General features: G+C 71.3%; 19 protein-coding genes. 6 read left to right on the top strand and 13 right to left on the bottom strand.

What is annotated here, in order from left to right:
• The 3 genes from rng (at nucleotide 1) to tldD (ending at nucleotide 7,251) form a co-directional block, all read left to right on the top strand.
• Entirely contained in the window at nucleotides 1-1,491 is a 1,491-nt protein-coding gene (gene rng / locus U3649_RS14095; protein WP_407351941.1) for a ribonuclease G, read from the top strand.
• A 225-nt stretch (nucleotides 1,492-1,716) separates the two neighbouring features.
• Nucleotides 1,717-5,613 (top strand): YhdP family protein, encoded by a 3,897-nt coding sequence (locus U3649_RS14090; RefSeq protein WP_407351940.1) that lies wholly within the window; start codon nucleotides 1,717-1,719, stop codon nucleotides 5,611-5,613.
• A 186-nt stretch (nucleotides 5,614-5,799) separates the two neighbouring features.
• A complete protein-coding gene (gene tldD, locus U3649_RS14085) occupies nucleotides 5,800-7,251 on the top strand; it encodes a metalloprotease TldD (protein WP_407351939.1) in 1,452 nt (483 codons plus the stop codon).
• A gap of 92 nt (nucleotides 7,252-7,343) precedes the next feature.
• On the opposite strand, the gene yjgA is transcribed toward tldD, so the two are convergent.
• Nucleotides 7,344-7,868, bottom strand: a complete 525-nt coding sequence (gene yjgA / locus U3649_RS14080; RefSeq protein WP_407351938.1) for a ribosome biogenesis factor YjgA — start codon at nucleotides 7,866-7,868, stop codon at nucleotides 7,344-7,346.
• Nucleotides 7,869-8,016: 148 nt separating this feature from the next.
• Here yjgA and pmbA point away from each other — a divergent pair, with 148 nt between their 5' ends.
• The 3 genes from pmbA to U3649_RS14065 all read left to right on the top strand — a co-directional run bounded on the left by pmbA (nucleotide 8,017) and on the right by U3649_RS14065 (nucleotide 10,478).
• Nucleotides 8,017-9,354 carry a metalloprotease PmbA gene (gene pmbA / locus U3649_RS14075; RefSeq protein ID WP_407354626.1) on the top strand — a complete coding sequence of 446 codons (1,338 nt, stop codon included), beginning with the start codon at nucleotides 8,017-8,019 and terminating at the stop codon, nucleotides 9,352-9,354.
• A gap of 90 nt (nucleotides 9,355-9,444) precedes the next feature.
• Nucleotides 9,445-9,876 (top strand): DUF4870 domain-containing protein, encoded by a 432-nt coding sequence (locus tag U3649_RS14070; protein ID WP_407351937.1) that lies wholly within the window; start codon nucleotides 9,445-9,447, stop codon nucleotides 9,874-9,876.
• Between the two features lie 161 nt (nucleotides 9,877-10,037).
• Complete coding sequence (locus tag U3649_RS14065) at nucleotides 10,038-10,478, top strand: DUF4870 domain-containing protein (RefSeq protein WP_407351936.1); 441 nt, start codon at nucleotides 10,038-10,040, stop codon at nucleotides 10,476-10,478.
• Nucleotides 10,479-10,487: 9 nt separating this feature from the next.
• On the opposite strand, the gene ispA is transcribed toward U3649_RS14065, so the two are convergent.
• From ispA to rseP, 12 genes are all read right to left on the bottom strand, one after another.
• Nucleotides 10,488-11,393: a (2E,6E)-farnesyl diphosphate synthase gene (ispA, locus tag U3649_RS14060; RefSeq protein ID WP_407351935.1), complete on the bottom strand. Its 906-nt coding sequence runs from the start codon at nucleotides 11,391-11,393 to the stop codon at nucleotides 10,488-10,490.
• Nucleotides 11,386-11,655 carry an exodeoxyribonuclease VII small subunit gene (locus tag U3649_RS14055; RefSeq protein ID WP_407351934.1) on the bottom strand — a complete coding sequence of 90 codons (270 nt, stop codon included), beginning with the start codon at nucleotides 11,653-11,655 and terminating at the stop codon, nucleotides 11,386-11,388. The genes ispA and U3649_RS14055 overlap by 8 nt, the downstream gene beginning before the upstream one ends.
• 228 nt (nucleotides 11,656-11,883) lie before the next feature.
• Nucleotides 11,884-13,245, bottom strand: a complete 1,362-nt coding sequence (gene tilS, locus U3649_RS14050) for a tRNA lysidine(34) synthetase TilS (RefSeq protein ID WP_407351933.1) — start codon at nucleotides 13,243-13,245, stop codon at nucleotides 11,884-11,886.
• Between the two features lie 16 nt (nucleotides 13,246-13,261).
• Nucleotides 13,262-14,221, bottom strand: coding sequence for an acetyl-CoA carboxylase carboxyltransferase subunit alpha (locus U3649_RS14045; RefSeq protein WP_407351932.1), 960 nt, complete (start codon nucleotides 14,219-14,221; stop codon nucleotides 13,262-13,264).
• Nucleotides 14,222-14,474: 253 nt separating this feature from the next.
• A complete protein-coding gene (dnaE, locus tag U3649_RS14040; protein ID WP_407351931.1) occupies nucleotides 14,475-18,062 on the bottom strand; it encodes a DNA polymerase III subunit alpha in 3,588 nt (1,195 codons plus the stop codon).
• A 103-nt stretch (nucleotides 18,063-18,165) separates the two neighbouring features.
• Nucleotides 18,166-18,813, bottom strand: a complete 648-nt coding sequence (locus U3649_RS14035; protein WP_407351930.1) for a ribonuclease HII — start codon at nucleotides 18,811-18,813, stop codon at nucleotides 18,166-18,168.
• Complete coding sequence (gene lpxB / locus U3649_RS14030; protein ID WP_407351929.1) at nucleotides 18,810-20,039, bottom strand: lipid-A-disaccharide synthase; 1,230 nt, start codon at nucleotides 20,037-20,039, stop codon at nucleotides 18,810-18,812. The genes U3649_RS14035 and lpxB overlap by 4 nt, the downstream gene beginning before the upstream one ends.
• 163 nt (nucleotides 20,040-20,202) lie before the next feature.
• Complete coding sequence (gene lpxA / locus U3649_RS14025; RefSeq protein ID WP_407351928.1) at nucleotides 20,203-20,991, bottom strand: acyl-ACP--UDP-N-acetylglucosamine O-acyltransferase; 789 nt, start codon at nucleotides 20,989-20,991, stop codon at nucleotides 20,203-20,205.
• A 1-nt stretch (nucleotide 20,992) separates the two neighbouring features.
• Nucleotides 20,993-21,448, bottom strand: a complete 456-nt coding sequence (gene fabZ / locus U3649_RS14020) for a 3-hydroxyacyl-ACP dehydratase FabZ (RefSeq protein WP_407351927.1) — start codon at nucleotides 21,446-21,448, stop codon at nucleotides 20,993-20,995.
• The gene (gene lpxD, locus U3649_RS14015; RefSeq protein WP_407351926.1) at nucleotides 21,445-22,473 is read right to left on the bottom strand and encodes a UDP-3-O-(3-hydroxymyristoyl)glucosamine N-acyltransferase; all 1,029 of its coding nucleotides are present in this window, start codon (nucleotides 22,471-22,473) and stop codon (nucleotides 21,445-21,447) included. Before lpxD ends, fabZ begins: the two co-directional genes overlap by 4 nt.
• A gap of 25 nt (nucleotides 22,474-22,498) precedes the next feature.
• Entirely contained in the window at nucleotides 22,499-25,036 is a 2,538-nt protein-coding gene (gene bamA, locus U3649_RS14010) for an outer membrane protein assembly factor BamA (RefSeq protein WP_407351925.1), read from the bottom strand.
• A 61-nt stretch (nucleotides 25,037-25,097) separates the two neighbouring features.
• Nucleotides 25,098-26,462: an RIP metalloprotease RseP gene (gene rseP / locus U3649_RS14005; protein ID WP_407351924.1), complete on the bottom strand. Its 1,365-nt coding sequence runs from the start codon at nucleotides 26,460-26,462 to the stop codon at nucleotides 25,098-25,100.
• Nucleotides 26,463-26,464 lie beyond the last annotated feature (2 nt).

Here is a 26,464-nt window from a genome sequence, read left to right as displayed (position 1 = left end):
ATGTCGGAAGAGATCCTGGTCAACGTCACCCCGCGCGAAACCCGCGTGGCGGTGGTCGAGAACGGCATGCTGCAGGAGCTGCACATCGAGCGTGGCTGGAGCCGCGGCGTGGTCGGCAACATCTACAAGGGCCGGGTGCAGCGGGTGATGCCGGGCATGCAGGCGGCCTTCGTCGAGATCGGGCTCGATCGCGCCGCGTTCCTGCACGCCAACGACGTGATGCGCTCGTTGCCGCCGCCGGAGATCGACGGCGAGGCCGCGGCGCTGCCGGTGCCGCAGCCGGTGCGGCCGATCGCCGAGCTGCTGCGCGACGGCCAGGACGTGGTGGTGCAGGTGGTGAAGGAGCCGATCGGCTCCAAGGGTGCGCGCCTGACCACCCAGATCAGCATTCCCTCGCGCTACCTGGTGCTGCTGCCGCAGTCGAACGTGATCGGGGTGTCGGCGCGGATCGAGGACGAAGCCGAGCGCGCGCGCCTCAAGAGCCTGGTCGCCGAACTGGCGCTGGGCGGCTCCGGCCATGGCTACATCGTCCGCACCAACGCGGAAGGGCAGCCCGCCGAGGCCCTGGCCGAGGACATCGCCTACCTGGCGCGGGCGTGGGCACTGGTGGAGCGGCAGGTGCGCGAAGCGCGCGTGGGCGCCTGCGTCTACGAGGACCTGACCTTGCCGATGCGCGCGGTGCGCGACCTGATGCGCCGCGACGTGGAGAAGGTGAAGGTCGATTCGCGCGAGACCTGCGAGCGCCTGCGCGTGTTCGCCGCGCAGTACATGCCGGGCTTGGCGGAGAAGATCGAGCACTACGGCGGCGAGCGGCCGGTGTTCGATCTCTACGGCGTCGAGGACGAGATCCAGCGCGCGCTCGACAAGCAGGTGCCGCTGAAGTCCGGCGGCTACCTGGTGATCGACCAGACCGAGGCGATGACCACGGTGGACGTGAACACCGGCTCGTTCCTCGGTCAACGCAACCTCGAGGAGACCGTTTACAGGACCAACCTGGAGGCCGCGCAGGCGGTCGCCCGCCAGCTGCGGCTGCGCAACCTCGGCGGCATCATCATCATCGACTTCATCGACATGGTCGACCCGGAACACCGGCGCCAGGTGCTGCGCACGCTGGAGAAATCGCTGGCGCGCGACCATGCCAAGACCACCGTCTACGATTTCTCGCCGCTGGGCCTGGTGGAGATGACGCGCAAGCGCACCGTCGAAAGCCTGCAGCGCCAGCTCAGCGAGCCGTGCCATGCCTGCGGCGGCCGCGGCATGCTCAAGACCGCGGAAACGGTGACCTACGAGATCTTCCGCGAGATCACCCGTGCGGTGCGCCAGTTCGAGGCCGAGCGGCTGCTGGTGATCGCCTCGCCCAAGGTCGTGGCGCGGATCACCGAGGAGGAGTCGGCGGCGGTCGCCGAGCTCGAGGAGTTCCTCGGCAAGTCGATCCGTTTCCAGCCCGACGAACAGTACCTGCAGGAACAGTTCGATGTCGTGCTGCTTTGAGGCCGGGAATGGGGAATCGGGAATCGGGAATCGGGAAAAGCTCGATATCCCGTCATTCCGGTGCAAGCCGGAATCCATTTTCCCGTTGCTGCTGATCCGGGCGATACAAGCCACCACCAAGTGGATTCCGGCTGGCGCCGGAGTATCCGATAGCGGCGTTGCGCTTTTCCGATTCCCGATTCCCCATTCCCGATTCCCGGCTCATCGAGCGGGCGCAGCCCGCCGATGAGCCTCCTGCGCCATCGCCTGCGTCTGTTGCGCCGCGGCCTGTGGCTGGCGCTGGCGGTCGTGCTGGTGCTGATGGCGCTGGCCGCCGGCATCACCAGCCAGATGCTGCCGCTGGTGGAACGGCATCCGCAGCGGGTCGCGGACTGGCTGAGCGCGCGCGCCGGCCGCGAGGTCGCGTTCGATCGGCTCGAGACCGAGTGGACCCGGCGCGGCCCGTTGCTGCGGCTCGACGGCCTGCGCATCGGCGAGGGTCCGGACGCGGTGCAGGTCGGCGCCGCGGAGGTGCTGGTCGCGCAGTACGCGGGCCTGCTGCCGGGCGGCTCGCTGACCGAACTGCGCCTGCGCGAACTGGACCTGACCCTGGAACGCGACGACGACGGCCGCTGGCGCGTGCGCGGCCTGCCGGGGCAGCGCGACCGTGACGGCGATGGCGATCCGTTCGCCGCGCTGGAGCGCCTGGGCGAGCTGCAGGTGATCGGCGGCAGCCTGACGGTGCATGCGCCGGGGCTGGACATCGAGGCCACCGTGCCGCGGATCGACCTGCGCTTGCGCGTGGACGGCGACCGCGTGCGCGCCGCGGCGCGCGCCTGGATGGAAGATGCCGCGCCGCCGCTGCAGGCGGCCCTGGAGTTCACGCGCGATCGCGGCGACGGGCGCGCGTACGCGGCGCTGCGTGCGGCCGATCTCGCGCACTGGTCGCCGTTGCTGCGCCATGCCGGCATCGTGGTCGAACGCGGCCATGGCAGGGTCGACGCCTGGGCGACCCTGCGCGACAACCGCGTCGCCGCCGTCGTCGCCGACACCGTGCTGGACGACCTGGGCCTGGCGGCAAGTCACGACGGCGACGCGAAAGCGGCACCGGTCGCGTTCGGGCGGGTCGAGGCGCGGTTGCGCTGGGCGGGCACGGATCGCGGCTGGCGGCTGGACGCCCCCCGGCTGCGCGTCACCAGCGGCGACGCGGTGCATTCGCTGGATGGCTTGCTGGTCGCGGCCGGGGAACGCTACGCGTTGGCTGCCGAACACATCGATGCCGGGCCGCTGCTCGCGCTGCTGTCGCTGAGCGACGGCGTCCCGCCGGCGCTGCGCGGTTGGTTGCGGCAGGCGCAGCCGGACGCGGTGCTGGGCGACGTCGAAGTCGCGGGCGAGCGCGGCGGCGCCCTGCGCGTGCAGGCGCGGATCGAGGACCTGGCATTCGCCAGCGTCGGCGACCGGCCCGGCATGAGCGGCCTGCGCGGCAGCCTGCATGGCGACGCGCGCGGCATCGGGTTCACCTTCGATCCGGAGGCGGAATTGCGCTTCGACTGGCCGGCCGGATTCGGCGATCCGCACCGGGTATCGCTGCGCGGCGACGTGGTGGCCTGGCGCGATGGCGACGCCTGGAGCGTGCAGGCGCCGGCGCTGCGCATCGACGGCGACGGCTACGGTGCCGATGTGCGCGGCGGGCTCCGGTTCGCGGCCGGCGGCGGGCGGCCGTGGATGGACCTGGCCGCGCGACTGGACGACACGCAGGTGCCGGTGGCGAAGCGGTTCTGGGTGCGCCACAGGATGCCGGCGGCCACCGTCGCCTGGCTGGACGGCGCCCTGGTCGCCGGCACGGTGCGCAACGGGCGCGCGCTGGTGTCGGGCGACCTGGACGACTGGCCGTTCCGGAGCGTGGGCGGGCGCCCGGCACCGGGGTTGTTCCATGCTGAAGCCGATCTGGCCGGAGCCGAGGTCAAGTTCCAGCCGGACTGGCCGGCGGCCGAGGGGCTCACCGGGCGGCTGCGGTTCATCGCCGAGGGTTTCGACCTGCGCGGCGGCGGCACGATCGCGGGTGTGGCGTTCGACGATCTCGAGGCCGGCATCGCCCGTTTCGGACGCGCCGAACTGGGCGTCAGCGCGCGTACGCGGACCGATGCCGGCGCGTTGCTGGCGTTGCTGCGCGCCAGCCCGCTGCAGGCGATGCACGGCGACGCGCTCGACGATCTGGCGGTGGCCGGGCCGGTCGCGGCGGACTTCGCCATGGTCCTGCCGATGCACGGCAGCGACCGCGGCAGGCCGAGGATCGACGGCGGCGTCGAGCTGCAGGGGGTGCGTGCGCGCGAACCGGAGTGGGACCTGGCCCTCGACGACGTGCGCGGCGATGCGAGCTACGACGAAAAAGGCTTCATCGCCGGGCAATTGCACGCACTGCACGAGGACCACGCCGGTGTCCTCGCGTTGCGCGCCGGCGACGGCCACGTACGCGATCCGGCGCAGGCGTTCGAGGCCGAGCTGCGGATGGCGATCGACGCCGCGCAACTGCTTGCGCGGGCACCGGACCTGGACTGGCTGCGCCCGCACGTGCGGGGACGTTCCGATTGGACGGTCGCCGTCTCGGTACCGGCGTCGGGGCCGCCGTCGCGACCGCAGCAGCGGGCGCCGGACGGCGCGCAGGCGACCGCGGCCGCGCGCCTGCGGCTGCGCTCGGATCTGGTCGGCACTGTGCTGGACCTGCCGGCGCCGCTGGACAAGCCCGTTGCCGCACCGTTGCCGAGCCTGATCGAGATCGCGCTGCCCATGGAGCGGGGCGAGATCTCGGTGCGCCTGGGCCAGCGCATGGCGCTGCGTGCGCGCAGCGGCGGCGGGCGCACCGGCGTCGACGTCGCGCTCGGCGGCAGCGCGGCGGCGGCGCCGCCGGCGTCGGGCCTGGTCGTCAGCGGGCATACGCCGGCGCTGGCGGCCATGGACTGGATCGGCCTCGCTGGCGGGGGTGGCGACGAGGGCGAGGGTGGCGGCGAGGGACTGTCGCTGCAGCGCATCGATGTCGCGGTCGACCGCCTGTCGTTGCTCGGCGGCACGTTCGCCGACACCCGCGTCCGTGGCGCCAGGGCGGAAGATGGCGGCACGTCGCTGCGCTTCTCCGGGCCGGCGCTGGCCGGCAGCCTGTCCGTGCCGCGGGCGTCCGGCGGCAGCGTGCGCGGGCGGCTGCAGCGTCTGCACTGGCGCAGCGCGACGGTGGATGCGGAGGCATCCGCCTCGACCGACACCGCGGGCCGGGCGCCGCCCGCCGGCGGCACCGACCCTGCGGACATCCCCCCGATCGATCTCGCGGTCGACGACCTGCGGCTGAACGATGCCAAGCTCGGCGAGGCCAGCCTGCGGACCCGTCCGGTGCCAGGCGGCCTGCGGATCGAGCAGCTGCAGACGCGCGCGCCGAAGCAGCGCGTCGATGCCACCGGCGATTGGCGCGGTCGCGGCGCCGACGAGCGCACCCGGTTGGCGTTCGACATCGCCAGCCGGGATTTCGGCGCGTTGCTCGCGGGACTGGGGCAGGGCGGCCGCATTCTCGGCGGCGACGGCAGCGTCCAGTTGGATGCCGCGTGGCCCGGCAGTCCGGCGCGGTTTCGCGCCGACGCGCTGCAGGGAACGCTCGCGCTGAGGGTGAAGGACGGCCAACTGGTGGAGATCGATCCCGGCGCCGGCCGCGTGCTCGGGTTGCTCAGCGTGGCGGAGCTGCCGCGCCGGCTCACCCTCGATTTCCGCGACTTCTTCGACGAGGGGTTCGCCTTCAACCGCATCGGCGGCCAGGTACGCTTCGGCCAGGGCCGGGCGAGCAGCGACGACCTGGTCATCGACGGTCCCGCCGCCGAGATCCGCATCGCCGGCAGCGCCGACCTGCGTGCGCAGACCTACGACCAGACCATCGATGTCCTCCCGAAATCGGCCAACCTGCTGACCGCGGTCGGCGCGATCGCCGGCGGTCCGTTCGGCGCCGCGGTCGGGGCCGTTGCCAACGCGGTGCTGAGGCGGCCGTTGGGCGAACTGGGCGCCACCACCTATCACGTCAGCGGCCCCTGGAAGGAACCGAAGGTGGAAGTGGTCCGCCGCGAGCCGCGCGTCGCCGAACGCGAGCGCCCGCCCCGGGGCGACTAGGATGCAGGCCCGCGCCATGCTCCCGCGTAGAGCGGAGCTTGCTCCGCTACGTAGGCTCCGGAGCCCACATGGCGAGCCGGCGATTCATTGACGGCAGCCGTGGCGACGGCCTCGTTCTCGCGGCAACGGAGAGAACTGCCTGGCGCCCCCCTTGCCATTCGCTCCATCACCCCCAGATCGAATCCGATGACCGATTCCCACGATCCGCTCGCGCTCGCCGAATCGCGCCTGCTGCAGCCCGCCGGGCTCGACGGCGGCGGCCTGGAACGCGCCTTCGGCGCCCTGCTGGGCCCGGGCGTCGACTTCGGCGACCTGTATTTCCAGCACACCCGTCGCGAGAGCTGGACGGTCGAGGACGGCATCGTCAAGGACGGCGCGCACTCGATCGAGCAGGGCGTGGGGGTGCGCGCGATCTCCGGCGAGAAGACCGGGTTCGCCTACTCCGACGAGATCAACGCGGATGCGCTGCTGGCCGCGGCCGGCTCGGCGCGCGCGATCGCCCGCGCCGGCGATGCCCGCCATCCGCGCACGCTGGTGCCGGGGCAGGGGCGATCGCTGTACCGCGCGGACGATCCGATCGCGGCGCTCGGCAGCGCGGTGAAGGTCGAGGCGCTGCGCCGGGTCGACAAGATGCTGCGCGCCGCCGATCCCCGCGTGCGGCAGGTGATGGTGAGCCTGGGCGGCGCCGTCGACACGATCCTGGTCGCGCGCAGCGACGGCGTGCTGGCCGGCGACGTGCGCCCGCTGGTGCGGCTCAACGTGCAGGTGATCGTGGAGCAGGACGGGCGCCGCGAGTCCGGCTACGCCGGCTACGGCGGCCGCCATTCCTACGAGGAACTGCTGGGCGACGGCAAGCCCGAGCGCTTCGCGCGCGAGGCGCTGCGGCAGGCGCTGGTGAACCTGGAGGCGGTCGATGCCCCCGCCGGGATGATGCCGGTGGTGCTCGGCGCCGGTTGGCCGGGCGTGCTGCTGCACGAGGCGGTCGGCCACGGCCTGGAGGGCGACTTCAACCGCAAGGGCACCAGCACCTACGCCGGCCGCATGGGCCAGCGGGTGGCCGCGCCGGGCGTGACCATCGTCGACGACGGCACCCTCGACGGCCGTCGCGGTTCGCTCAACGTCGACGACGAGGGCACGCCGACCCAGTGCACCACGTTGATCGAGGACGGCGTGCTGACCGGCTACATGCAGGACACCCACAACGCCCGGCTGATGGGCACGCGGCCGACCGGCAACGGCCGCCGTGAATCGTTCGCGCACCTGGTGATGCCGCGCATGACCAACACCTACATGCTCGCCGGCAACCACGAGCGCGAGGAGATGATCCGCTCGGTGAAGAAGGGCCTGTACGCGGTCAACTTCGGCGGCGGGCAGGTCGACATCACCAGCGGCAAGTACGTGTTCTCGGCGACCGAGGCCTATCTGATCGAGGACGGCAGGGTCACCGCGCCGGTGAAGGGCGCGACCCTGATCGGCAACGGCCCCGAGACCATGCAGCGGGTGACCATGGTCGGCAGCGACTTCGCCCTCGACGACGGCGTCGGCGTCTGCGGCAAGGACGGCCAGAGCGTGCCGGTCGGCGTCGGCCAGCCGTCGCTGCTGATCGACCGGCTGACCGTGGGCGGAACGCGGGCTTGAGAGCCGTGATTGGTGATTGGGGATTCGTGATTCGTAAGAGCCGGCCGCACGGGGGATGGCGCTTTTGCGAATCACGAATCACGAATCCCCAATCACGGCTCCTGCACGAGCGTCTCGCGCAGGAGCCGGAACAGCTCCCGGTATGCCCGCGGCGGCTTGTCGAGGCGGCGTTCCTCCAGCGCGTTGCGCACCAGCTGGCGCACGTGCTGGCGGTCGGCCGACGGATGTTCGGACAGCAGTTCGGCCAGCGCGGCGTCGCCCTCGGCCAGCAGGCGGTCGCGCCAGGCTTCGGCGCGGTGCAGCAACGCGGTCTCCTGGCGCGCCGACTCGCCGCCGGCGTCGAGCGCGTCGCGGATCGCATGCAGGGTGTCTTCGTCCTCGCGCCGCATCTGCTTGGCCAGGAACGCCAGCTGGCGCTTGCGGGCGATGTGCGAGCCGATGCGCTGGGCATCGAGGATGTGCGGCAGCAGCGGGTCGGGAATCGGCAATTGCCGCAGTTGCGCCGGCGACAGCGCCACCAGCCGTTCGCCCAGCGCCAGCACTTCCAGCGCGTCGCGCCGCTGCTGGCTGCGGCTGGGGCCGAGATATTCGCCGCTGTCTTCGTCGATGCCGCGCATGTGTCCGTCCGCGAGGGCCGCCAGTCGCGGCGGAGACCGCGCCGGGGCCGTGAAACATCCGGATATGCCGCACCCGTCCGGGCCCGGGATCCGATCGAGAGCACAGGATAAGCCATTGAACAGCGCCACCACCGCCGTCGACGCCGCGCTGGACGATCACCGCGATCGGATCGCGCGACTGGAAGAGGTCGCACAGCGCATGCTCGCGCTCGCCCGCGCCGGAGGCGCCTCGCAGGCGGAAGTCTCGTGCTCGGAGGAGCGCGGGCTCAACGTCGGCGTGCGCATGGGCGAGGTGGAGACGGTGGAGGCCACCCGCGACCGCGGCGTCGGCCTGACCGTGTATTTCGGCCGCCGCAAGGGCAGCGCCAGCACCTCCGACCTGCGCGAGGAGAGCCTGCGCGCCACGGCCGAGCAGGCCTGTGCGGTCGCCCGGTTCACCGAGGAGGACCCCGCCGCCGGCCTGGCGGACGCCGCGCTGATGGCGACCGAGATCCGCGATTTCGACACCTGGCACCCGTGGCCGCTCGACGCCGAGCGCGCGGCCGCGCTGGCGCTGGCCTGCGAGCGCGCCGGCCGCGAACACGACGCCCGCATCGGCAATTCCGACGGCGCATCGGTGGGCAGCGGCGAATCGCTGGGCGTGTACGCCAATACGCACGGGTTCTCCGGCGCCAGCCGCGATACCCGGCACAGCATCGGCTGCGGGCTGATCGCCGGCAGCGGCGAGACGATGCAGCGCGACGGCTGGTACAGCACCGGCCTGGCCGAACGGGACCTGGAGTCGCCGGTGGCGATCGGCCGCAAGGCGGCGCAACGGGCGCTGGCGCGGCTGGATCCGCGCCCGGTCCCGACCGGCGAGCATCCGGTGCTGTTCTCGGCCGAGATGGCGCGTTCGCTGGTCGGGCACCTGCTCGGCGCGGTCTCCGGCGGCGCCCTGTACCGGCGCGCGAGCTTCCTGCTCGACAGCGCCGGCGAACAGATCTTTCCGTCCTGGTTCGCGATCCACGAGCGCCCGCTGCTGCCGCGCGGTTTCCGCTCCAGCAGTTTCGACGACGAGGGCGTGGCGACGCGGGATTCGGCGCTGGTCGAGGACGGCGTGCTGCAGCGCTACCTGCTCGGCAGCTATTCGGCGCGCAAGCTCGGCCTGCAGTCGACCGGCAATGCCGGCGGCGTGCACAACCTGGAGGTCGCCGCCAATGCCGGCGGCTTCGAGGACCTGGTGCGCACGATGGGCCGCGGCCTGGTGGTGACGGAGCTGATGGGGCAGGGCGTGAACACGGTCACCGGCGATTATTCGCGCGGCGCCTCCGGGTTCTGGGTGGAACGCGGCGAGATCGCGCACGCGGTGGACGGCATCACCGTCGCCGGCCATCTCGGGACCATGTTCCGCGACATCCAGGCCGTCGGCAGCGACGTCGATCCGCGATCGCACGTGCGCACCGGCTCGGTCCTGGTCGGGCGGATGACCATCGCCGGCGGCGATTGACGTAAGCTTGGGTCCATGGGGCATCGCTCCGCGGCCGCCGGGATCGCGCCTGCCGTCCGGCCTGCACGCAACGGCGCGCTGGGGGTTGTCATGACCGATCCACACGAAAGCACGCCACCGCCACCGCCATCGCCCGGCGACACCGGCGGCATCAGCGCGGAACAGCGGCAGTGGGCGATGTTCGCGCACCTGTCGGCACTGCTGGGCGGCCTGATCACCGGCTGGGCGGGCGGCATCGGCTGTTTCCTGGGCCCGCTGGTCATCTGGCTGCTGAAGCGGGAGACGATGCCGTTCGTCGACGACCAGGCCAAGGAGGCGCTGAACTTCAACATCACCCTGGCCGGGTTGTTCCTGATCCTGTTCCTGCTGGGCTTCCTGACCCTGGGCATCGGCTTCATCATCGCCATCCCGGTCATGCTGATCGTCGGCGTCGCCGCGCTGGTGTTCATCGTCATCGCCGCGATCAAGTCCAACGAGGGCGTCGCCTATCGCTATCCGATCGCGCTGCGCCTGATCAAGTGATCCGGACCGCGCGCGGCTGATCGTTCCGGCCTTCCCGTCGCCCCTCCTGCAGGGAGAGCGGAGGGGCGAATGCCGATTCACTCTAGGCCATCAGTTGGCTTGCGGGTCCCGCGGGCGGCCCCATCATCGAAGGACCGGACGGGTTCCGGAAGGAGCGAACGATGGAATACACCGTGCAAACCGCAACTCCCACCAGCAGCGAACGGCAATGGGCCGCCGCGGCGCACCTGACCGCGCTGGTGCTGGCGCTGCTGACCAGCTGGCTGGTGGGCGTGGCCGGCGTGGTCGGCGCCGGCATCGTCTACCTGATCAAGCGCGATGATTCGACGTTCGTCGCCGCGCATGCGCGCGAGGCGGTGAATTTCAACCTCAGCATGCTGATCTACGCCGGGCTGGCGCTCGCCGCGGGCATCGCGCTGGTCGGGGCCACGGTGCTGACCCTGGGCCTGGGGGCGATCCTGACCGTGCCGGCCGGCATCGTGCTGCTGCTGCTGATCGCGGCGATCGCGCTGCTGTGGCTGATCTGCAGCATCGTCGCCACGATCAAGGCCTGGAACGGCGAAACCTATCGCTATCCGCTGACGATCCGCCTGCTGAACTGAGGCGGCGGCTCAGCGGTCGCGCTCGAGCGCGAGCCGCCCCAGCGCCAGCAGCGCCGCGGCGTCGGTGCCGAAGGGTTCCAGCGCGGCATGCATGTCCTCGCCGAGCGCGGCCAGCCGGCGCCGCGACGCATCGACGCCCAGCAGCGCCGGGAAGGTGGCCTTGGCCTGCGCGACGTCCTTGCCGGCGGTCTTGCCGAGCGTCGCGCTGTCGCCTTCGACGTCGAGCAGGTCGTCGCGGATCTGGAAACCGAGCCCGAGCGCGTCGGCGTAGCGGTCCAACTGCGCGAGCGCCTCAGCGCCGACGCCGGCGGCGAGCGCGCCCAACCGCACCGACGCGCGCAGCAGGGCGCCGGTCTTCATCGCGTGCAGGCGTTCGATCGCGGACAGCGACAGGGTCTCGGTCGCGCCGGTGGCGGCGAGGTCGCGCGCCTGGCCGCCGCACATGCCGTCGGCGCCGGCGGCGCTCGCCAGTTCGCGCAGCATGGCCACGCGCCGGCCGTCCGCGACCGGGGCGTCGGCCAGGGTCGAGAACGCCAGCGATTGCAGTGCGTCGCCGACCAGGACCGCGGTGGCCTCGTCGAAGGCGACGTGCACGGTCGGCCGGCCGCGGCGCAATGCGTCATCGTCCATCGCCGGCAGGTCGTCGTGCACCAGCGAATAGGCGTGGACCAGCTCCACCGCCGCGGCGGGGGCATCGAGCGACGCATCGTCGGCACCGAACGCGCGGCCGCCGGCATAGACCAGCAGCGGACGCATGCGCTTGCCGCCCAGCAGCACGGCGTGGCGCATCGCCGCCAGCAGGCGCGGCTCGCCGTGTTCGATCGAGTCGAGTGCGCGCGCCAGCGCCGCGTCGGCGCGCGTGCGCCAGGCCTCCAGCTGCGGCGCCAGGTCGCGCGACGCGACCGGGTCAGGCATCGCCGGTCGTGTCCGGCGCGCCCGGGAAGGGTTCGGCGGTCTCGGGACGCTCCGGATCGCTGAGCAGCTTCACCCGCAGCTCCGCTTGTTCCAGCGCCTGCTGGCAACGGCGATAGAGGCCGACGCCGCGCTCGTAGGCGGCCAGCGAGTCCTCCAGGCTCATCTCGCCCTGTTCCATCTTCTCGACCAGTTGTTCGAGCTGGTCCAGCGACTGTTCGAAGTCGGCGACCGGAGCGGGATCTGGGGCGGGCTTGCGTGCCATGCCGCCAGTTTACCGGAACCCATGGCGCGTGCGTTGCAGTCGTGCAGCCTTCTCGACGGTGGGGAAGGGCTTTTTTGCCACGGATCTACACGGATGAAGGCGGATGAAGCCGTATACGAGGATGTTGCATCCGCGTTCCTCCGCATGGATCCGCGACAAGAACATTCGTTTCGATCGCAGGCGAGAACACGGCAGGCGGTCGCGTGGCCGGGGGCGGGATCGTGGAGTTCACTCGGCGCGCGCGGGCGGATCCGCCTGCGACCACAGCAGGCGCTGCCGCCGCGCGCGCAGCCAGGCGTCGAAGCCGGCCGAGTGGACCAGGTCGCCGGCGGCGAGCAGTCCGTCGTCGGCATCGGTCAGCAGCGGAAGCCGCTCGCGCAGCCAGGGCGGTACGCCAAGCGCCTGCAGCACCTGCTTGAGCGCATGCGAGTGCCCGCGACCCGGCAGCCGGAGGCGTTCGCCGCCGCGGCGCGCGCGGACGATCAGCGGCCCGGCGTGTGCCGCCGATCGCGGACACGTGTCCGGGCCGTCGCCGGCTTCGACCGGTTCGCGGCCGACGAGCGCCAGCGTGTCCCCGGTCGGCAGCGGCAACGGCGCGCCCCCGTCCCAGGCGACGCGGAAATCCGCCGGCAGCGGCGGCCGCTGCCGCTCGGCGTGCAGCAGCCCGCGCCAGCGCCGGACCACGGCTCCCGACCAGGCGAACGCCGGCGATCCGTCCGTCCCGGCCTGCAGCAGGTCCGCCTCGATCCGGGCGACGCCCTGCGCCGGCAATGGCGGCAGCGCGAGCGAGTCGATCCATCGTCGCAGCACGCGTGCGCGGCGCGCCCGCGGAAGCTGCTGGAGCCCGGCGACGTCGAGCGCCTGCGGATCGACCGTGCGGACGGCGGCGAGCGCGGCCGCGTCCTCGTCGGCGAGCAGCGCCGCGGCCTCGGCGCCGAGCCGGGCGCTGCGCGCCAGTCCGGCGTCGGCTTGCGGCCAGCGTTCGCGCAGCAGCGGCAGGACGCGGTGGCGCAGAAAATTGCGGTCGGGCTCGATGCCGATGTTGCTCGGATCCTCGATCCACCGCAGGCGATGCTGCCGCGCGTAGTCCAGCAGGCGCTCGCGCGGGGTGTCGAGCAGCGGCCGCCACAGCCAGCCGCGGCCATAGCGTCGCCATGGCCGCATCGCTGCCAGGCCGTCGACGCCGGAGGCCCGCAGGGCGCGCAAGAGGAAGGTTTCGGCCTGGTCGCCGCGGTGGTGGGCGAGCGCCAGGACCTCGTCCGGCCGCAGCTCCGCCTCGAACGCGGCATGGCGTGCCGCCCGTGCGGCCGCTTCCGGGCCTGTCCCGCCGTCCTCCCGCACGCTGACGCGAACGATCCGCAGCGGCACGCCGAGCGCTTCGCAGGTGCTCAGGCAATGCCCGGCCCATGCATCGGCACCGGGCTGCAGCCCGTGATGGACATGGATCGCGCGCAGATCGCGCCGCGCGCGGCCGGCGTGCAGTCCGTGCAGCAGCACGGTCGAGTCGAGGCCGCCGCTGTAGCCGACCAGCAGCGGGCGCGCCTCGGCCAGGTGCGCGTAGCGCGAGGTCGGGAAAGGAACCGGGCACATCACATGCCGTGGCAGGTCATGCCGCTTCGTAGGCCCCGTAGCCCCGCAGCCTGCGGTAGCGCCGTTCCAGCAGTTCGGGTACGGGCACGTCCTGCAGCGCGTCCAGCTCGTTGAGCAGTACCGCCTTCAGGCGGACGGCGGTCTGCTTCGGATTGCGATGGGCGCCGCCGATCGGCTCGCGCACGACCTTGTCGATCAGGCCGAGTTCGAGCAGGCGCTTGGCGGTCAGCCCCAGCTGCTCGGCCGCATCGCGCTTCTTCGCGGCGTCCTTCCACAGGATCGAGGCGCAGCCTTCGGGCGAGATCACCGAATAGGTGCTGTACTCGAGCATCAGCGTGCGGTCGCCGACGCCGATCGCCAACGCACCGCCGGACCCGCCTTCGCCGATCACGGTGCACAGCACCGGCACCCTCAGTTCGGCCATCTCCAGCAGGTTGCGGGCGATGGCCTCGGACTGGCCGCGTTCCTCGGCGCCGATGCCCGGGTAGGCGCCCGGCGTGTCGATGAAGGTCAGCAGCGGCAGGCCGAAGCGCTCGGCCAGCTTCATCAGGCGCAGCGCCTTGCGGTAGCCCTCCGGCCGCGGCATGCCGAAGTTGCGGCGGACCTTGGCCTTGGTGTCGCGGCCCTTCTCGTGGCCGATGATGACGACGCTGCGGCCGTCGATGCGGCCCAGGCCGCCGACGATCGCGGCGTCGTCGGCGAAGGCGCGGTCGCCGGCGAGCTCCTCGAACTCGTCGCACATCACCCGGATGTAGTCGTAGGTATACGGGCGCGCCGGATGGCGCGCCAACTGCGAGACCTGCCAGGGGCTGAGGTCGCGGAAGATCTGCGCGGTGCGCTTGCGCAGCTTGTCCTGCAGCGCATGGATCTCGGCATCGATGTTGACGGCGGGGCCGGTGCTGGCCTGGCGCAGTTCCTGGATCTTGCCTTCCAGATCGGCGATCGGCTGTTCGAAATCGAGGTAATTCGGATTCATCGGCATCCATCGGGCCGGAAAGTGGCACAGTCTAGCCGAAGGCGGATCGCGTCCCCGTACCGACGGGTAGGGAGAAACCGGGCCCCTGCCGTCCATGGCGAAGCAACGCTTGCTCCGGACCGTGCGGCCCGGCTGGCCGGCCCCGCGCAGTGCGCGGGGCGTTCGCCCGAGGCGCGAGGCAGTGCCTCGCAAACGCCTCGTGCTCACCCATGGCCGGGCGTTCGCAAGCGCAACGGCCGCGATACGGCAGCCATCAAGCGCGCTCGCCCGCCCACGGCCGCTGCAACGCCAGCTTCACGCCGCGCACGCCCGGGTGCGTCCGCAGCTGGCCGACCAGGTCGGCGTCCACGCGCACGCTCTGGGTGCCGTTGAGGTCGAGGGTGCCGGCGGCGCCCCGCGGGAGCAGCAGGTCGTAGCGCAGCGGCGTCTCGCCGGGGCGGTGCGGTTCGAGCAGCCGCTCGATGCGTTCGAGCAGCCCCGGCACGCGCAGGTCCAGGCGCAGCCACAGCCGCCGCGCGATCTGCGGGCACAGCTGCCGGAAGTCCCAGCAGCGGCGCGCGCGCAGGGCGAAGCCGCCGCTGAACTCGTCCTCGCGCAGGCCGCCCTCGACGATCAGGATGCGGTCGCGGGTGAGCAGCGGCGCGTACTCCTGCAGGGCCTCGGCGAAGAACGCGCACTCGAGGCGGCCGCGGCCGTCCTCCAGCTGCACGAAGGCCTGCGCATCGCCGCGCTTGCGCATCGCCGTGACCAGGCCGGCGACGATCGTGTTGACCTCGGGTCGCCAGCCGCCGCGCGGTTCGTCCGGCCGCGCCGCCCAGACCGCGTCGAGTTTCCCGAGGTCGTGCCCGACCAGGATCTGCAGTTCCTCGCGGTAGGGATCGATCGGATGGCCGCTGAGGTAGTGGCCGAGCGTCTCGCGCTCGCCGGACAGGATCTGCGCCAGCGGCCAGGGATCGGTTTCCGGCAGTTCGATCTTCAGCGTCGGAGCCGCGTCGCCGCCACCGAACAGCGACACCTGTCCGGCCTCGCGCTCGCGCGCGAGCTGGTCGCAGGCCTTGATCACTTCCGGCAGCTGCAGCATCAGCGAGGCGCGGTGGCTGCCCAGCGCGTCCATCGCCCCGGACTGGATCAGCGCCTCCAGGGTGCGCCGGTTGAGCTTGGCCGAGCCGATGCGCCGGCAGAAATCCAGCAGGTCCGCGTAGGCGCCGCCGCGCGCGCGCTCGTCGGCGATCGCCTCGCAGGCGCCGCGGCCGACGCCCTTCACCGCGCCCAGCCCGTAGCGGATGGTGCCGGCGTCGATCGCCTCGAACATGTACGTCGAGGCGTTGACGTCGGGGGGCCGCACGCTGAGTTCGCGCGCGCGCGCCTCTTCCAGGAAGCCGACCACCTTGTCGGTGTTGTCCATGTCGCTGGACAGCACCGCGGCCATGAACTCGGCCGGGTAGTGCACCTTCAGCCACGCGGTCTGGTAGGCGACCAGCGCGTAGGCGGCCGAGTGCGACTTGTTGAAGCCGTACTCGGCGAACTTCTCCATCAGGTCGAAGATCTGGGTGGCGGTGCGCGGATCGACGCCGCGCTCGGCGGCGCCGGCCTCGAACTTGGCGCGCTCCTTCGCCATCTCCTCGGGCTTCTTCTTGCCCATCGCGCGTCGCAGCAGGTCGGCGCCGCCGAGCGAGTAGCCGGCCAGCTCCTGGGCGATCTGCATCACCTGTTCCTGGTACACGATGACGCCGTAGGTCGGCTTGAGCACCGCTTCCAGCGCCGGGTGCGGGTAGCTCACCTCGGTATTGCCGTGCTTGCGGTCGACCCATTCGCGGTCCATTCCCGAACCCAGCGGGCCGGGACGGAACAGCGCCGCCAGCGCGATGATGTCCTCGAAGGTGTCCGGCTTCGCCCGCTTGAGCAGCTCGCGCATGCCGCGCGACTCGAACTGGAACACCGCGACGGTGTCGCCGCGCGCGAACAGCTCGTAGGTAGCCTTGTCGTCGAGCGGCAGGGCGGTGATATCCAACGGCCGGGGTTCGGGATTGGGGATTCGGGATTCGCCGGAACCAGGCTCTTTCGAATCCCCAATCCCCAATCCCGAATCCCGGCTGTTAATAGCCTTCACCGCCCAATCGATGATCGTCAGCGTGCGCAGGCCGAGGAAGTCGAACTTCACCAGGCCGACGGCTTCCACGTCGTCCTTGTCGAACTGGGTCACCGGCTGTCGGCCGCGGCCCTCGCCGTCGTGTTCGGCGAACAGCGGGCAGAAGTCCGACAGCGGGCTCGGGGCGATGACCACGCCGCCGGCGTGCTTGCCGGCGTTGCGGGTCAGGTCCTCGAGTTGCAGGGCGAGGTCGATCAGGTCGCGGACGTCGTCCTCGTCCTGGTAGCGCTGGATCAGCTCGGCCGAGCGCAGGTTCTCGTCCTTGCGCGAGCGCTCGGTGCGGCCCAGCGCGTCGGACAGCGAGATGCCGAGCACCAGCGGCACCAGCTTGGCGATGCCGTCGACGAACCCGTACGGATAGCCGAGCACGCGGCCGACGTCGCGCACCACCGCCTTCGCCGCCATGGTGCCGTAGGTGATGATCTGGCTGACGCGGTCGCGGCCGTACCTGGCCGAGACGTAGTCGATCACCTCGTCGCGGCGATCCATGCAGAAGTCGATGTCGAAGTCCGGCATCGACACGCGCTCGGGATTGAGGAAGCGCTCGAACAGCAGGTCGTACGGCAGCGGGTCGAGATCGGTGATCCCCAGCGCCCAGGCGACCAGAGAGCCGGCGCCGGAACCGCGGCCCGGCCCCACCGGGATGCCGTGCCGCTTGGCCCAGTTGATGAAGTCGGCCACGATCAGGAAGTAGCCGGGGAACCCCATCGAGATGATCACGTCGAGCTCCGTCTCCAGGCGCTCGAAGTAGCTTTCGCGGGTGTGGCCCGCGGCCAGCGGCTGCTTGGCCAGCCGTGCCTCGAGGCCGTCGCGGGCCTCATTGCGGATCCAGCTCTCCAGGGTGTGGTCGTCCGGCACCGGGAACGCCGGCAGGTAGTACTTGCCCAGGCTCAGCTCGAAGTTGCAGCGCTGCGCCAGCGCCACGGTGTTGTCGAGCGCGTCGGGCAGGTCGGAGAACAGTTCCGACATCTCCTCGGCGGACTTCAGGTATTGCTGCGGGCTGTAGTCGCGCGGCCGCCGCGGATCCTCGAGCACCCGGCCGGAGGCGATGCAGACCCGCGCCTCGTGGGCGTCGAAGCCTTCGGCGTCGAGGAAGCGCACGTCGTTGCTGGCGATCACCGGGATCGCCCGCACGGCCGCGGCATGCAGGGCGAAGTCGTTGAACTGCGCCTCGCCGTCGCGGCCGCAGCGGGTGAGTTCCAGGTGCAGGCGGTCGTCGAACGCGGCCTGCCAGTCGCCGAGCCACTGCAGTGCCTGTTCGTGGCGACCGGCGGCCGCCAGCCGCCCGCCCTCGCTGTGGCGCCCGAGCAGCGCGAACAGGTCGCGCGATTCGTCGCGTAGCCACTGCGGGCGCACCACCACGCCGTCCTGGCGCTGGCCTTCCATCCAGGCCCGGGTGAGCAACCGCGACAGGCCCAGGTAGCCGTCGCGGTTGCGGCACAGCAGGGTGACCGGCCAGGCGGCCCCGTCGCCGTCGGCGACCATCACGTCGGCGCCGGCGATCGGCTTCAGCCCGGCGGCTTCGGCCTTGCGGTGGAAATCCACCAGTGCGAACAGGTTGTTGCGGTCGGTGATCGCCGCCGCCGGCTGGCCGAGCGCAGCGCAACGCGCGACCAGCTGCGGAATGCGGATCGTCGAATCGACCAGCGAATATTCGCTGTGCAGGTGGAGATGAACGAAGCGTGTGGACATCGGACGGCCGTGGCGTCAGCCGGCAGAGTAGGCCGGGGGCGAGGAGCCGACAAGGCTTGACAGCGGCGTTGCGCACCTGCGTCCGCCGTCGGCGGCGGCTACCTCACCCGGCAGCGGCGTCGGGCAGCAGATCCGGCGTGTCCGGCGCGATCGTGAACATGCCGGCCTGCGCCGCGGCGCGCACCGGCGCGAAGCTGCGGCGGTGCTCGGGGCAGGGGCCCAGCCGCTGCAGCGCCTCCAGGTGCTGGGGCGTCGAGTAGCCCTTGTGCAGGTCGAATCCATATCCGGGGCGGCGCGCGTGCAGCGCCAGCATGGCGCGGTCGCGGGCGACCTTGGCGAGGATCGAGGCGGCCATGATCGAGCGCTCGCGCCCGTCGCCGCCGATCAGGGCCTCGGCCGCGCAGGGCAGGTCCGGCGGCAGGCAATTGCCGTCGATCCGCGCCAGGCAGCCTTGCGGATCGCCGATCGTCTCCAGCACGCCTTCCAGCGCGCGGCGCATGCCGAGCAGGGTCGCCTGCAGGATGTTGATGCGGTCGATCTCGGCCGGCTCCACGAACACGATCCGCCACGCCAGGGCGCGGTCGACGATGCGCGCGTACAGCGTCTCGCGCCGCGCCGCCGTCAGCTGCTTGGAATCGTCGAGGCCGTTGATGCGCGGGCGCGCCGGGTCGAACACCACGGCGGCCACCACCACCGGGCCGGCCAGCGGCCCGCGTCCCGCCTCGTCGATACCGGCGACCAGCGTGTTCATGGCCGTGCGACCAGGGTTTCGACCACGTCGGCGGCGCGGGCCGAGGCGTCGCGCCGCAAGGTGGTGTGGAGCGCGCGAAAGCGCGGCTCCAGTGCCGCGACGGCCTGCGGGTCGCGCAGCCAGCCGAGCACCGCGGCGGCGAGGTTCTCCGCGGTGCAGTCGTCCTGCATCAGCTCCGGCACGAGGTCCTCGCCGGCCAGCACGTTGGGCAGCGCGTAGCGCTCGATCTTGAGCAGGCCCAGCCCTTTCACCAGTGCATGGGTGCTGCGCGCCACCCGGTAGCCGACCACCATGGGCCGCTTGGCCAGCATCGCCTCCAGCGTGGCGGTCCCGGAGGCAAGCAGCACGACATCGGCGGCGACCATGGCCTCGCGCGCCTGGCCGTCGATCAGCTTCACGGCGTCGGTGGACAGCGGCGATGCGGCGACCAGCGTTTCCAGCGCCGTGCGGCAGTGCTCGTCGGCGGCCGGGACCAGGACGCGCAGGCCGGGCGTCTCGCGCGCGACCAGCGCGGCGGCCTCGAGGAAGACGGCGCCGAGCCTTGCGATCTCCCCCAGCCGCGAGCCGGGCAGCACCGCCAGCACCGGCCCGTTGCGCGGCGTGCCCAGCAGCGCGCGCGCGCCGCGGCGGTTGGGATCGAGCGGCATCGTGTCGGCTAGCGGGTGGCCGACGAAGCGGGCGTCGACGCCGTATTCGGCGTAGATCGCCGGCTCCATCGGGAACAGGCACAGCACGCGTTCGGCGCTGCGCCCGATCTTGCGCGCGCGGCCGCGCCTCCACGCCCAGATCGAAGGGCTGACGTAGTGCGCCGTGCGCACCCCGCGTTGCCGCAGCATCCGCTCCAGCCCGAGGTTGAAGTCCGGTGCGTCGACGCCGATGAAGGCATCGGGCCGCCAGGCGAGGATGCGCCGGCGCAGCGCGTTGCGCAGCGCCAGCAGCCGCGGCAGGTGCGAGAGCACCTCGCTCAACCCCATGACCGCGAGTTCGGAAACGTCGTGCCAGGCATCGAGGCCGGCGCGGCGCATCGCGCCGCCGCCGACACCGGCGAACGTCGCGGTGGGATGGCGTTCGCGCAGTTCCCGGATCAGGCCCGCACCGAGCTGGTCGCCCGAGGCTTCGCCGGCGACGAGCACGAAGCGCGGGCCGGCGCCGGGACGGGCGGCAGGTCGGGTGTCCGGAGAAGGGGGCGTCGCGACTGCCGTCGAAGGGTTCGATGCGCTGTTCACGGCTCGGCGGTCACGGCGTTCCGGGAAGGCGTCATCTTAGAGGAACGGGGGAGGAGAAACGAGGAACGATGAGTGAGGAGTGAGTGGATGAATCCGGCCGGTGCGGGAATGGGACGCGACACTCGTTCCTCGTTTCTCTTCACTCGTTCCTCGCTCCTCCCCGTCAGCGCAGCAGCGGGCGCTGGCCCGATTCGACGAATTCCAGCATCCCGCGCACGTCGTCGCTCTCCTGCGCCAGCGCCGCCAGGCGTTCCCGCGCCTGGTCGAGGTTGCCGCCGGACATGTAGAGGGCGCGGTAGGCGCGCTTGATCGCCGCCGTGCGCGTGGCGTCGAAGCCGCGCCGCTTCAGTCCTTCGCTGTTGATCCCGCGCGGCCGGCCGTAGCCTTCCTGCGCCACCATCACGAACGGCGGCACGTCGCCGTTGACGAAGGCGCCCATGCCGATGAAGGCGTGGGCGCCGATGCGGCAGAACTGGTGGACGCCGACGAACCCGCTGAGGATCACGTGGTCGCCGATCTCGACGTGCCCGGCCAGGGTGGCGTTGTTGGAGAACACGCAATGGCTGCCGACGCGGCAGTCGTGGGCGACATGGGCATAGGCCAGCAGCCAGTTGTCGTCGCCGATGCGGGTGCAGCCGCCGCCCTCGCCGGTGCCGCGGTTGAGGGTGACGAACTCGCGGATCGTATTGCGGTCGCCGATCACCAGCTCCACGCGCTCGCCGCCGAACTTCTTGTCCTGCGGATCGCCGCCGATCGCGGCATGGCCGTGGATGCGGTTGTCGCGGCCGATCCGGGTCGGCCCGGTGATGCTGCAGTGCGGGCCGATCGTGGTGCCGTCGCCGATCTCGACATCCGCGCCGATCAGGCTGAAGGCGCCGATCGCGACGCCTTCGCCGAGCCGGGCCGAGGGATCCACGACCGCGGTGGGGTGGCGTGACGCGGTCGCCGCCATCTCAGCCCTGCACCTCGGCGCAGAGGATCTCGGCGCAGGCGACCTCCTGCCCGTCCACGCGCGCCGAGCCCGCGTAGAGGGTCATGTTGCGGATCGCGCGCCGGATTTCGACCTCCAGCTCGAGCCGGTCTCCGGGCACCACCATGCGCGAGAACTTGGCCTTGTCCACCTTGACCAGGTACGACAGGCGGCCGGTGCAGTCCACCTCCTTGCTGAGGTGGCTGAGCACGCCGCCGGCCTGCGCCAGCGCCTCGATCACCAGCACGCCGGGCATCACCGGATTGCCGGGGAAATGGCCCTGGAAGAAGTGCTCGTTGGCCGAGACGTTCTTGTAGCAGAGCACGCGGCGGTCGCGTTCGAACTCGAGCACGCGGTCGACCAGCAGGAACGGGTACCGATGCGGCAGCAGGTGCTGGATGCCGGCGATGTCGATCGGCAGCGATGGTCCGTGGCTCATTCCTTGTCCCTCTCGCGGGCAATGACGCGGCGCGCGAGCGCGTCGAGTTGTCGAAAGCGTGCCGCATTCCTGCGCCATTCGCGCTGTTCCATCACCGGCATGGCGGAAGAGTACTCCCCGGGTTCTCGGATCGACTGCGAAACCAGGCTCATCGCCGCGACCACCACCCGGTCGCAGATCTCCAGGTGCCCGGCGATCCCGGCGGCGCCGGCGATCATGCAGTAGCGGCCGATCCTGGCGCTGCCGGCCACGCCGACGCAGCCGGCCATCGCCGTGTGCGCGCCGACGTGCACGTTGTGTGCGATCTGGATCAGGTTGTCCAGGCGCACGTCCTCCTCCAGCACCGTGTCCTCGATCGCGCCGCGGTCGATCGTGGTGTTGGCCCCGATCTCGCAGTCGTCGCCCACGCGGACGCCGCCCAGCTGGGGCACGTTGACCCAGCGCCCGGCCTCCATCACCAGTCCGAAGCCGTCGGCGCCGAGCACCGCGCCGGGATGGATCCGCACCCGCGCGCCGAGGCGCACGCGCGCGACCAGGGTGACCCGGGCCACCAGCTCGCAGTCGCGGCCGATCTCGCAGTCCTCGCCGACCACGCAGCCGGGCCCGACGATCGCGCCGGCGGCGACGCGGCTGCGCGGGCCGATGCTGACCAGCGGGCCGACCTGCGCGCCGGCGTCCACCGTGGCCGAGGGATCGACCACCGCGCTGGGGTGGATGCCGGGGACCGCCACCGGGCGCGGCGCGAACAGCGCCGCCGCCTTGGCGTAGGCGACATAGGGGTCGTCGGCCAGCAGCGCGGTGCCGCGGAAGCCTTCCGCCTCCGCGGCGCGCATCACCACCGCGCCGGCCCGCGTGTCCTCGAGCTGGGCGCGATAGCGCGGGTTGGCGAGGAACGCCAGCTGGCCCGGGTCGGCCCCGGTCAGGCTGCCGACGCCGTGCAGGCGAACGCCCGGGTCGCCGCGCAGCGGCAGCCCGAGACGTTCCGCCAGCTCGGCGGCGGTGAGGGTGGTATCCCGATGATCCATTGCAGAACCGATCGCCGGCGCGCCCTCAGAACGCGCCGCCGAAGGTGAACTGCAGCCGTTCGACCTCGTCGCCCTCGCGGATCAGGTCGCCCGAGCCGCCCCGCACCGTGTCCTGCTTGCTCAGAGGATAGGCATAGCTGATCGAGATCGGGCCCACCGGCGCGCGCCACATCAGCGCGACGCCGGCCGAGATGCGCAGTTCCTTGGCCTCGAACGCGTCGATGCCGTTGTAGACGTTGCCGAAGTCGACGAACGCGGACACGCGCGCGGCCGGCGAATCGAGCAGGGTCGGGAAATACATCTCCAGCGAACCCACCGTCTTCAGCGAGCCGCCCAGCGGCTGCAGGAAGGTGCTGTTGCCGGCCGCCTCGCGCGGGCCGAGGGTGTTGTCGCGGAAGCCGCGGACCGAGCGGGTACCGCCGGCGTAGAAGTTCTCGAAGAACGGCAGGCCGCCGGCTGTCACCGTCTTCACGTAGTCCGGAGAAGAGGGGTCGCAGGGGTCCGAGGGGTCGGCGCCCGGAACCCAGACCGGCGGCGTCTCGGGATCGTCGTCGTGGTCTTCCTGGACGGGATTGTTGAAGCAGATGTTGCGGGTGACGTCACTGCCGTAGCTGTCGCCGTAGCCGATCTCGGCGCGGGTGTTGAGCACCAGCGCGCGGCTGATCGGCCAGTACTTGGAGAACTCGTAGTTGAGCTTGTAGTACTCGGCGGTCGAGCCGGGCAGGGTGATCTCGGCGGAAATGCGCTGGTAGGTGCCACGGGTCGGCTGCAGGTAGTCGTTGCGGGTGTCGCGGGAGTAGCCGATCTCGGTGCGCCAGGCGTGGAAGGTGCGCTGGCCGAAGGCGTCGATGTAGTCGACGATCGAGTCCGGCGTCGAGCCGCGGTAGGTGAAGATCTCGTTGCGGTCGATGCCGAACAACAGCGAGAAGCTGTCGTGCTCGGTGATCGGGATGCCGAGCACGGCCTGGCTCGCCGCATTGGTCGAGGAGTACTGCGCGGTGTTGAAGTCGGAGTTGTCGAACTCGCGCCACCACAGGTTGTAGCCGAGCGACAGCCCGTCGTCGGTGAAGTACGGATTGAGGTAGGAGAACGCGTAGCGTTGCAGGTAGGTATTGCGGCTGGCCTCGATCGAGACCCGGTTGCCGCTGCCGAGGAAGTTGTTCTGCGACAGCTGCACCGAGGTGGTGATGCCGGACAGCTGCGAATAACCCAGGCCGAACACGAAGCTGCCGGAGGTGGTCTCGGTGACGTTGAAGACCACGTCGACCTCGTCGCTGCTGCCGGGCACCGGCTCGGTCTCGACGTTGACGCTGCCGGACTCGAAATAGCCCAGTCGCTGCAGGCGCACCTTGGAGCGGTCGACCGCCGCCTGCGAGTACCAGCTGCCCTCGAACTGGCGCATTTCGCGCCGCAGCACCTCGTCGGAGGTGCGGGTGTTGCCCTTGAACACGACCCGGCGCACGTTCACCCGCGGCCCGGGGACGACCTGCATGTTGATCGCCACGGTGCGGTTCTCGCGATCGACCTCGGGAATCGGATTGACCTGGGCGAAGGCGTAGCCGATGTTGCTCAGGGTGGCGATGATGGCGTCGGAGCTGAGCTCGAGCAGCGCCCGCGAGAAGGTCTGGCCCTCGCGCAGGAACACGCGCTGTTCGATCTGCTCCTTCGGCAGGATTGTGTCGCCGCTGATCTCGACGCCCGAGATCTTGTAGATCTCGCCCTCGGTGATGCCGGCGGTGATGTACATGTCGCGCTTGTCGGGACTGATCGCGACCTGGATGCCGTCCTCGCTGAAATCGAGGTGGCCGCGGTCAAGGTAGAAGTTCTGCAGCTTCTCGCGGTCGCCGTCGAGCTTTTCGCGCGAGTACTGGTCGTCGCGGCGGTACCAGCTGAGCCAGTTGCTCTCGGCCGACTCCCAGCCGGCCCGCACGTCCTCTTCCTCGTACCGCTCGTTGCCGACGATGTTGATGTGGCGGATCTTGGCCGCCTTGCCCTCGTCGACGGCGATGGTGACGTCGACGCGATTGCGGTCCAGGCGCGAGACGGTCGGGGTGATCTCGACGTTGTACTTGCCGCGGTTGTTGTACTGCCGGGTGAGTTCCTGGGTGACGCGATCCAGGGCCAGGCGATCGAAGGTGTCGCCCTCGGACAGGCCGATCTCCGACAGGCCCTTCATCAGGTCCTCGGTCTGGATGTCCTTGTTGCCGGTCAGCGTGAGGCGGTTGATCGCCGGGCGCTCGGTGACGGTGACCACCAGGATGTCGCCCTGGCGGCCGATCTGCACGTCCTCGAAGAAGCCGGTGCGGTACAGCGCGCGGATCGCCTCGCCCAGGCGCGACTGGTCGACCCGGTCGCCGCGCTCGATCGGCAGGTAGGTGAACACGGTGCCGGCGCCGATGCGCTGCAGTCCGTCGACACGGATGTCGCCGACGGTGAAGCTGCTGCTGGCGGTGGACGGACCCGATGGCGGCGGCGGTGCTGCGTCCGTCTGGGCCCAGGCGGGGGCGGCGATGGCCGCGGTCAGGGCGAGGGCGAGCAGGCGGCGGCTTGGAATTCGCGTCATCTAGTGCGTCCGTTTGGAAGGTTCTCGCCGTCGCGCGGACGCGAGGACGGGGGTCGGGCGGTCATCGGTACATCAACTGCAGGATGTCGTTGTAGAACGCCAGCCCCATCAGGCCGGCCAGCAGTGCCAGCCCCACATATTGCCCGGCGGCCATGGCACGTTCGCTTAACGGACTGCCCTTGACCAACTCGATAAGGTAATACAGGAGATGCCCGCCATCCAAGAGCGGGATCGGCAACAGGTTGAGGATCGCCAGGCTCAGCGACAACAGCGCGAGGATCGTGAGGTACCAGGCCGGGCCCTGCTGGGCGTACGCGTTCGCGGCGCGGGCGATGGTGATCGGCCCGGCAACGGTGTTCTCCACCGACACCCGGCCGCTGAAGGCGCGGCCGATCATGCCGAACAGTTGTCCGGTGAGATGCGCGGTTTCCTGCAGCGCCGCGGGCACCGCGGAGACGGGGCCGTAGCGTTGCAGCGCGTCGCGTGGCGGCGGCTCGCCGCGCTGCGGCTGGATGCCGAGCGCCCAGAACTCGCCGCGCTCGGGATCCTCGATCAGGCGCGGGACGATCTCCAGCGCCAGGCGGTCGCCGTCGCGCTCCACCTCGATCATGCCGCTGCCGCCGTTCTCGCCCAGGGCCTGGATCTGCGGGCCGAGCTGGTCGAAGGTGTCGATGCGGACGCCGTCCACGGCGGTGATCCGGTCGTCCTCGGCAAGGACCCCCCAGGCGGCGCTGTCCGGCAGCACGCGGCCCACCACGGCCGGGAGCAGCGCATGGCGCGGGGCGAGGCCGATGGCGGACAGCAGTTGCTTGTCGTCGAGTTCGTGCGGCAGCTGCGACAGCGCCAGCGTGCGCCGTTCGCTGTCGCCGTCGGCGCCGCGCACCCGCAGTTCGACATCGCTCCGGTCCAGCGCCGCCGGCAGCAGCGCGAGCTGCAGCTCGTTCCAGGTCGGCGTTTCGCGGTCGCCCACTGCCTCGATGGCGTCGCCCCGGCGCAGGCCAGCCTCGGCGGCGACGCCTTCGGCATAGCCGACCACCGGCGCGTAGTCGGGCCGCCCGATCACGAACATCGCCCACAACAGGGCGACGCACAGGACGAGATTGGCCAAGGGGCCCGCGGCGACGATCGCCATCCGCCGCCAGACCGACTTGCGATTGAAGGCCTGCGACAGCTGCTCCGGCGGCACCGCGCCGCCCTCGCGTTCGTCCAGCATCTTCACGTAGCCGCCCAGCGGCAGCGCCGCGAGCACGTACTCGGTGCCGTCGCGGCCGCGCCGCGACCACAGCGCCCGGCCGAACCCTACCGAGAACCGCAGCACCTTGACCCCGTTGCGGCGGGCGACCCAGTAGTGTCCGAACTCGTGGAAGGTCACCAGCACGCCGAGGCTGACGATCAGCCACCACACCGAACCGAGGAAAGTCATCATGC

It is taken from the genome of Luteimonas sp. R10 (assembly GCF_045689605.1).
Classification (GTDB): domain Bacteria; phylum Pseudomonadota; class Gammaproteobacteria; order Xanthomonadales; family Xanthomonadaceae; genus Luteimonas.
This window is presented reverse-complemented; position numbering and strand designations above follow the sequence as displayed.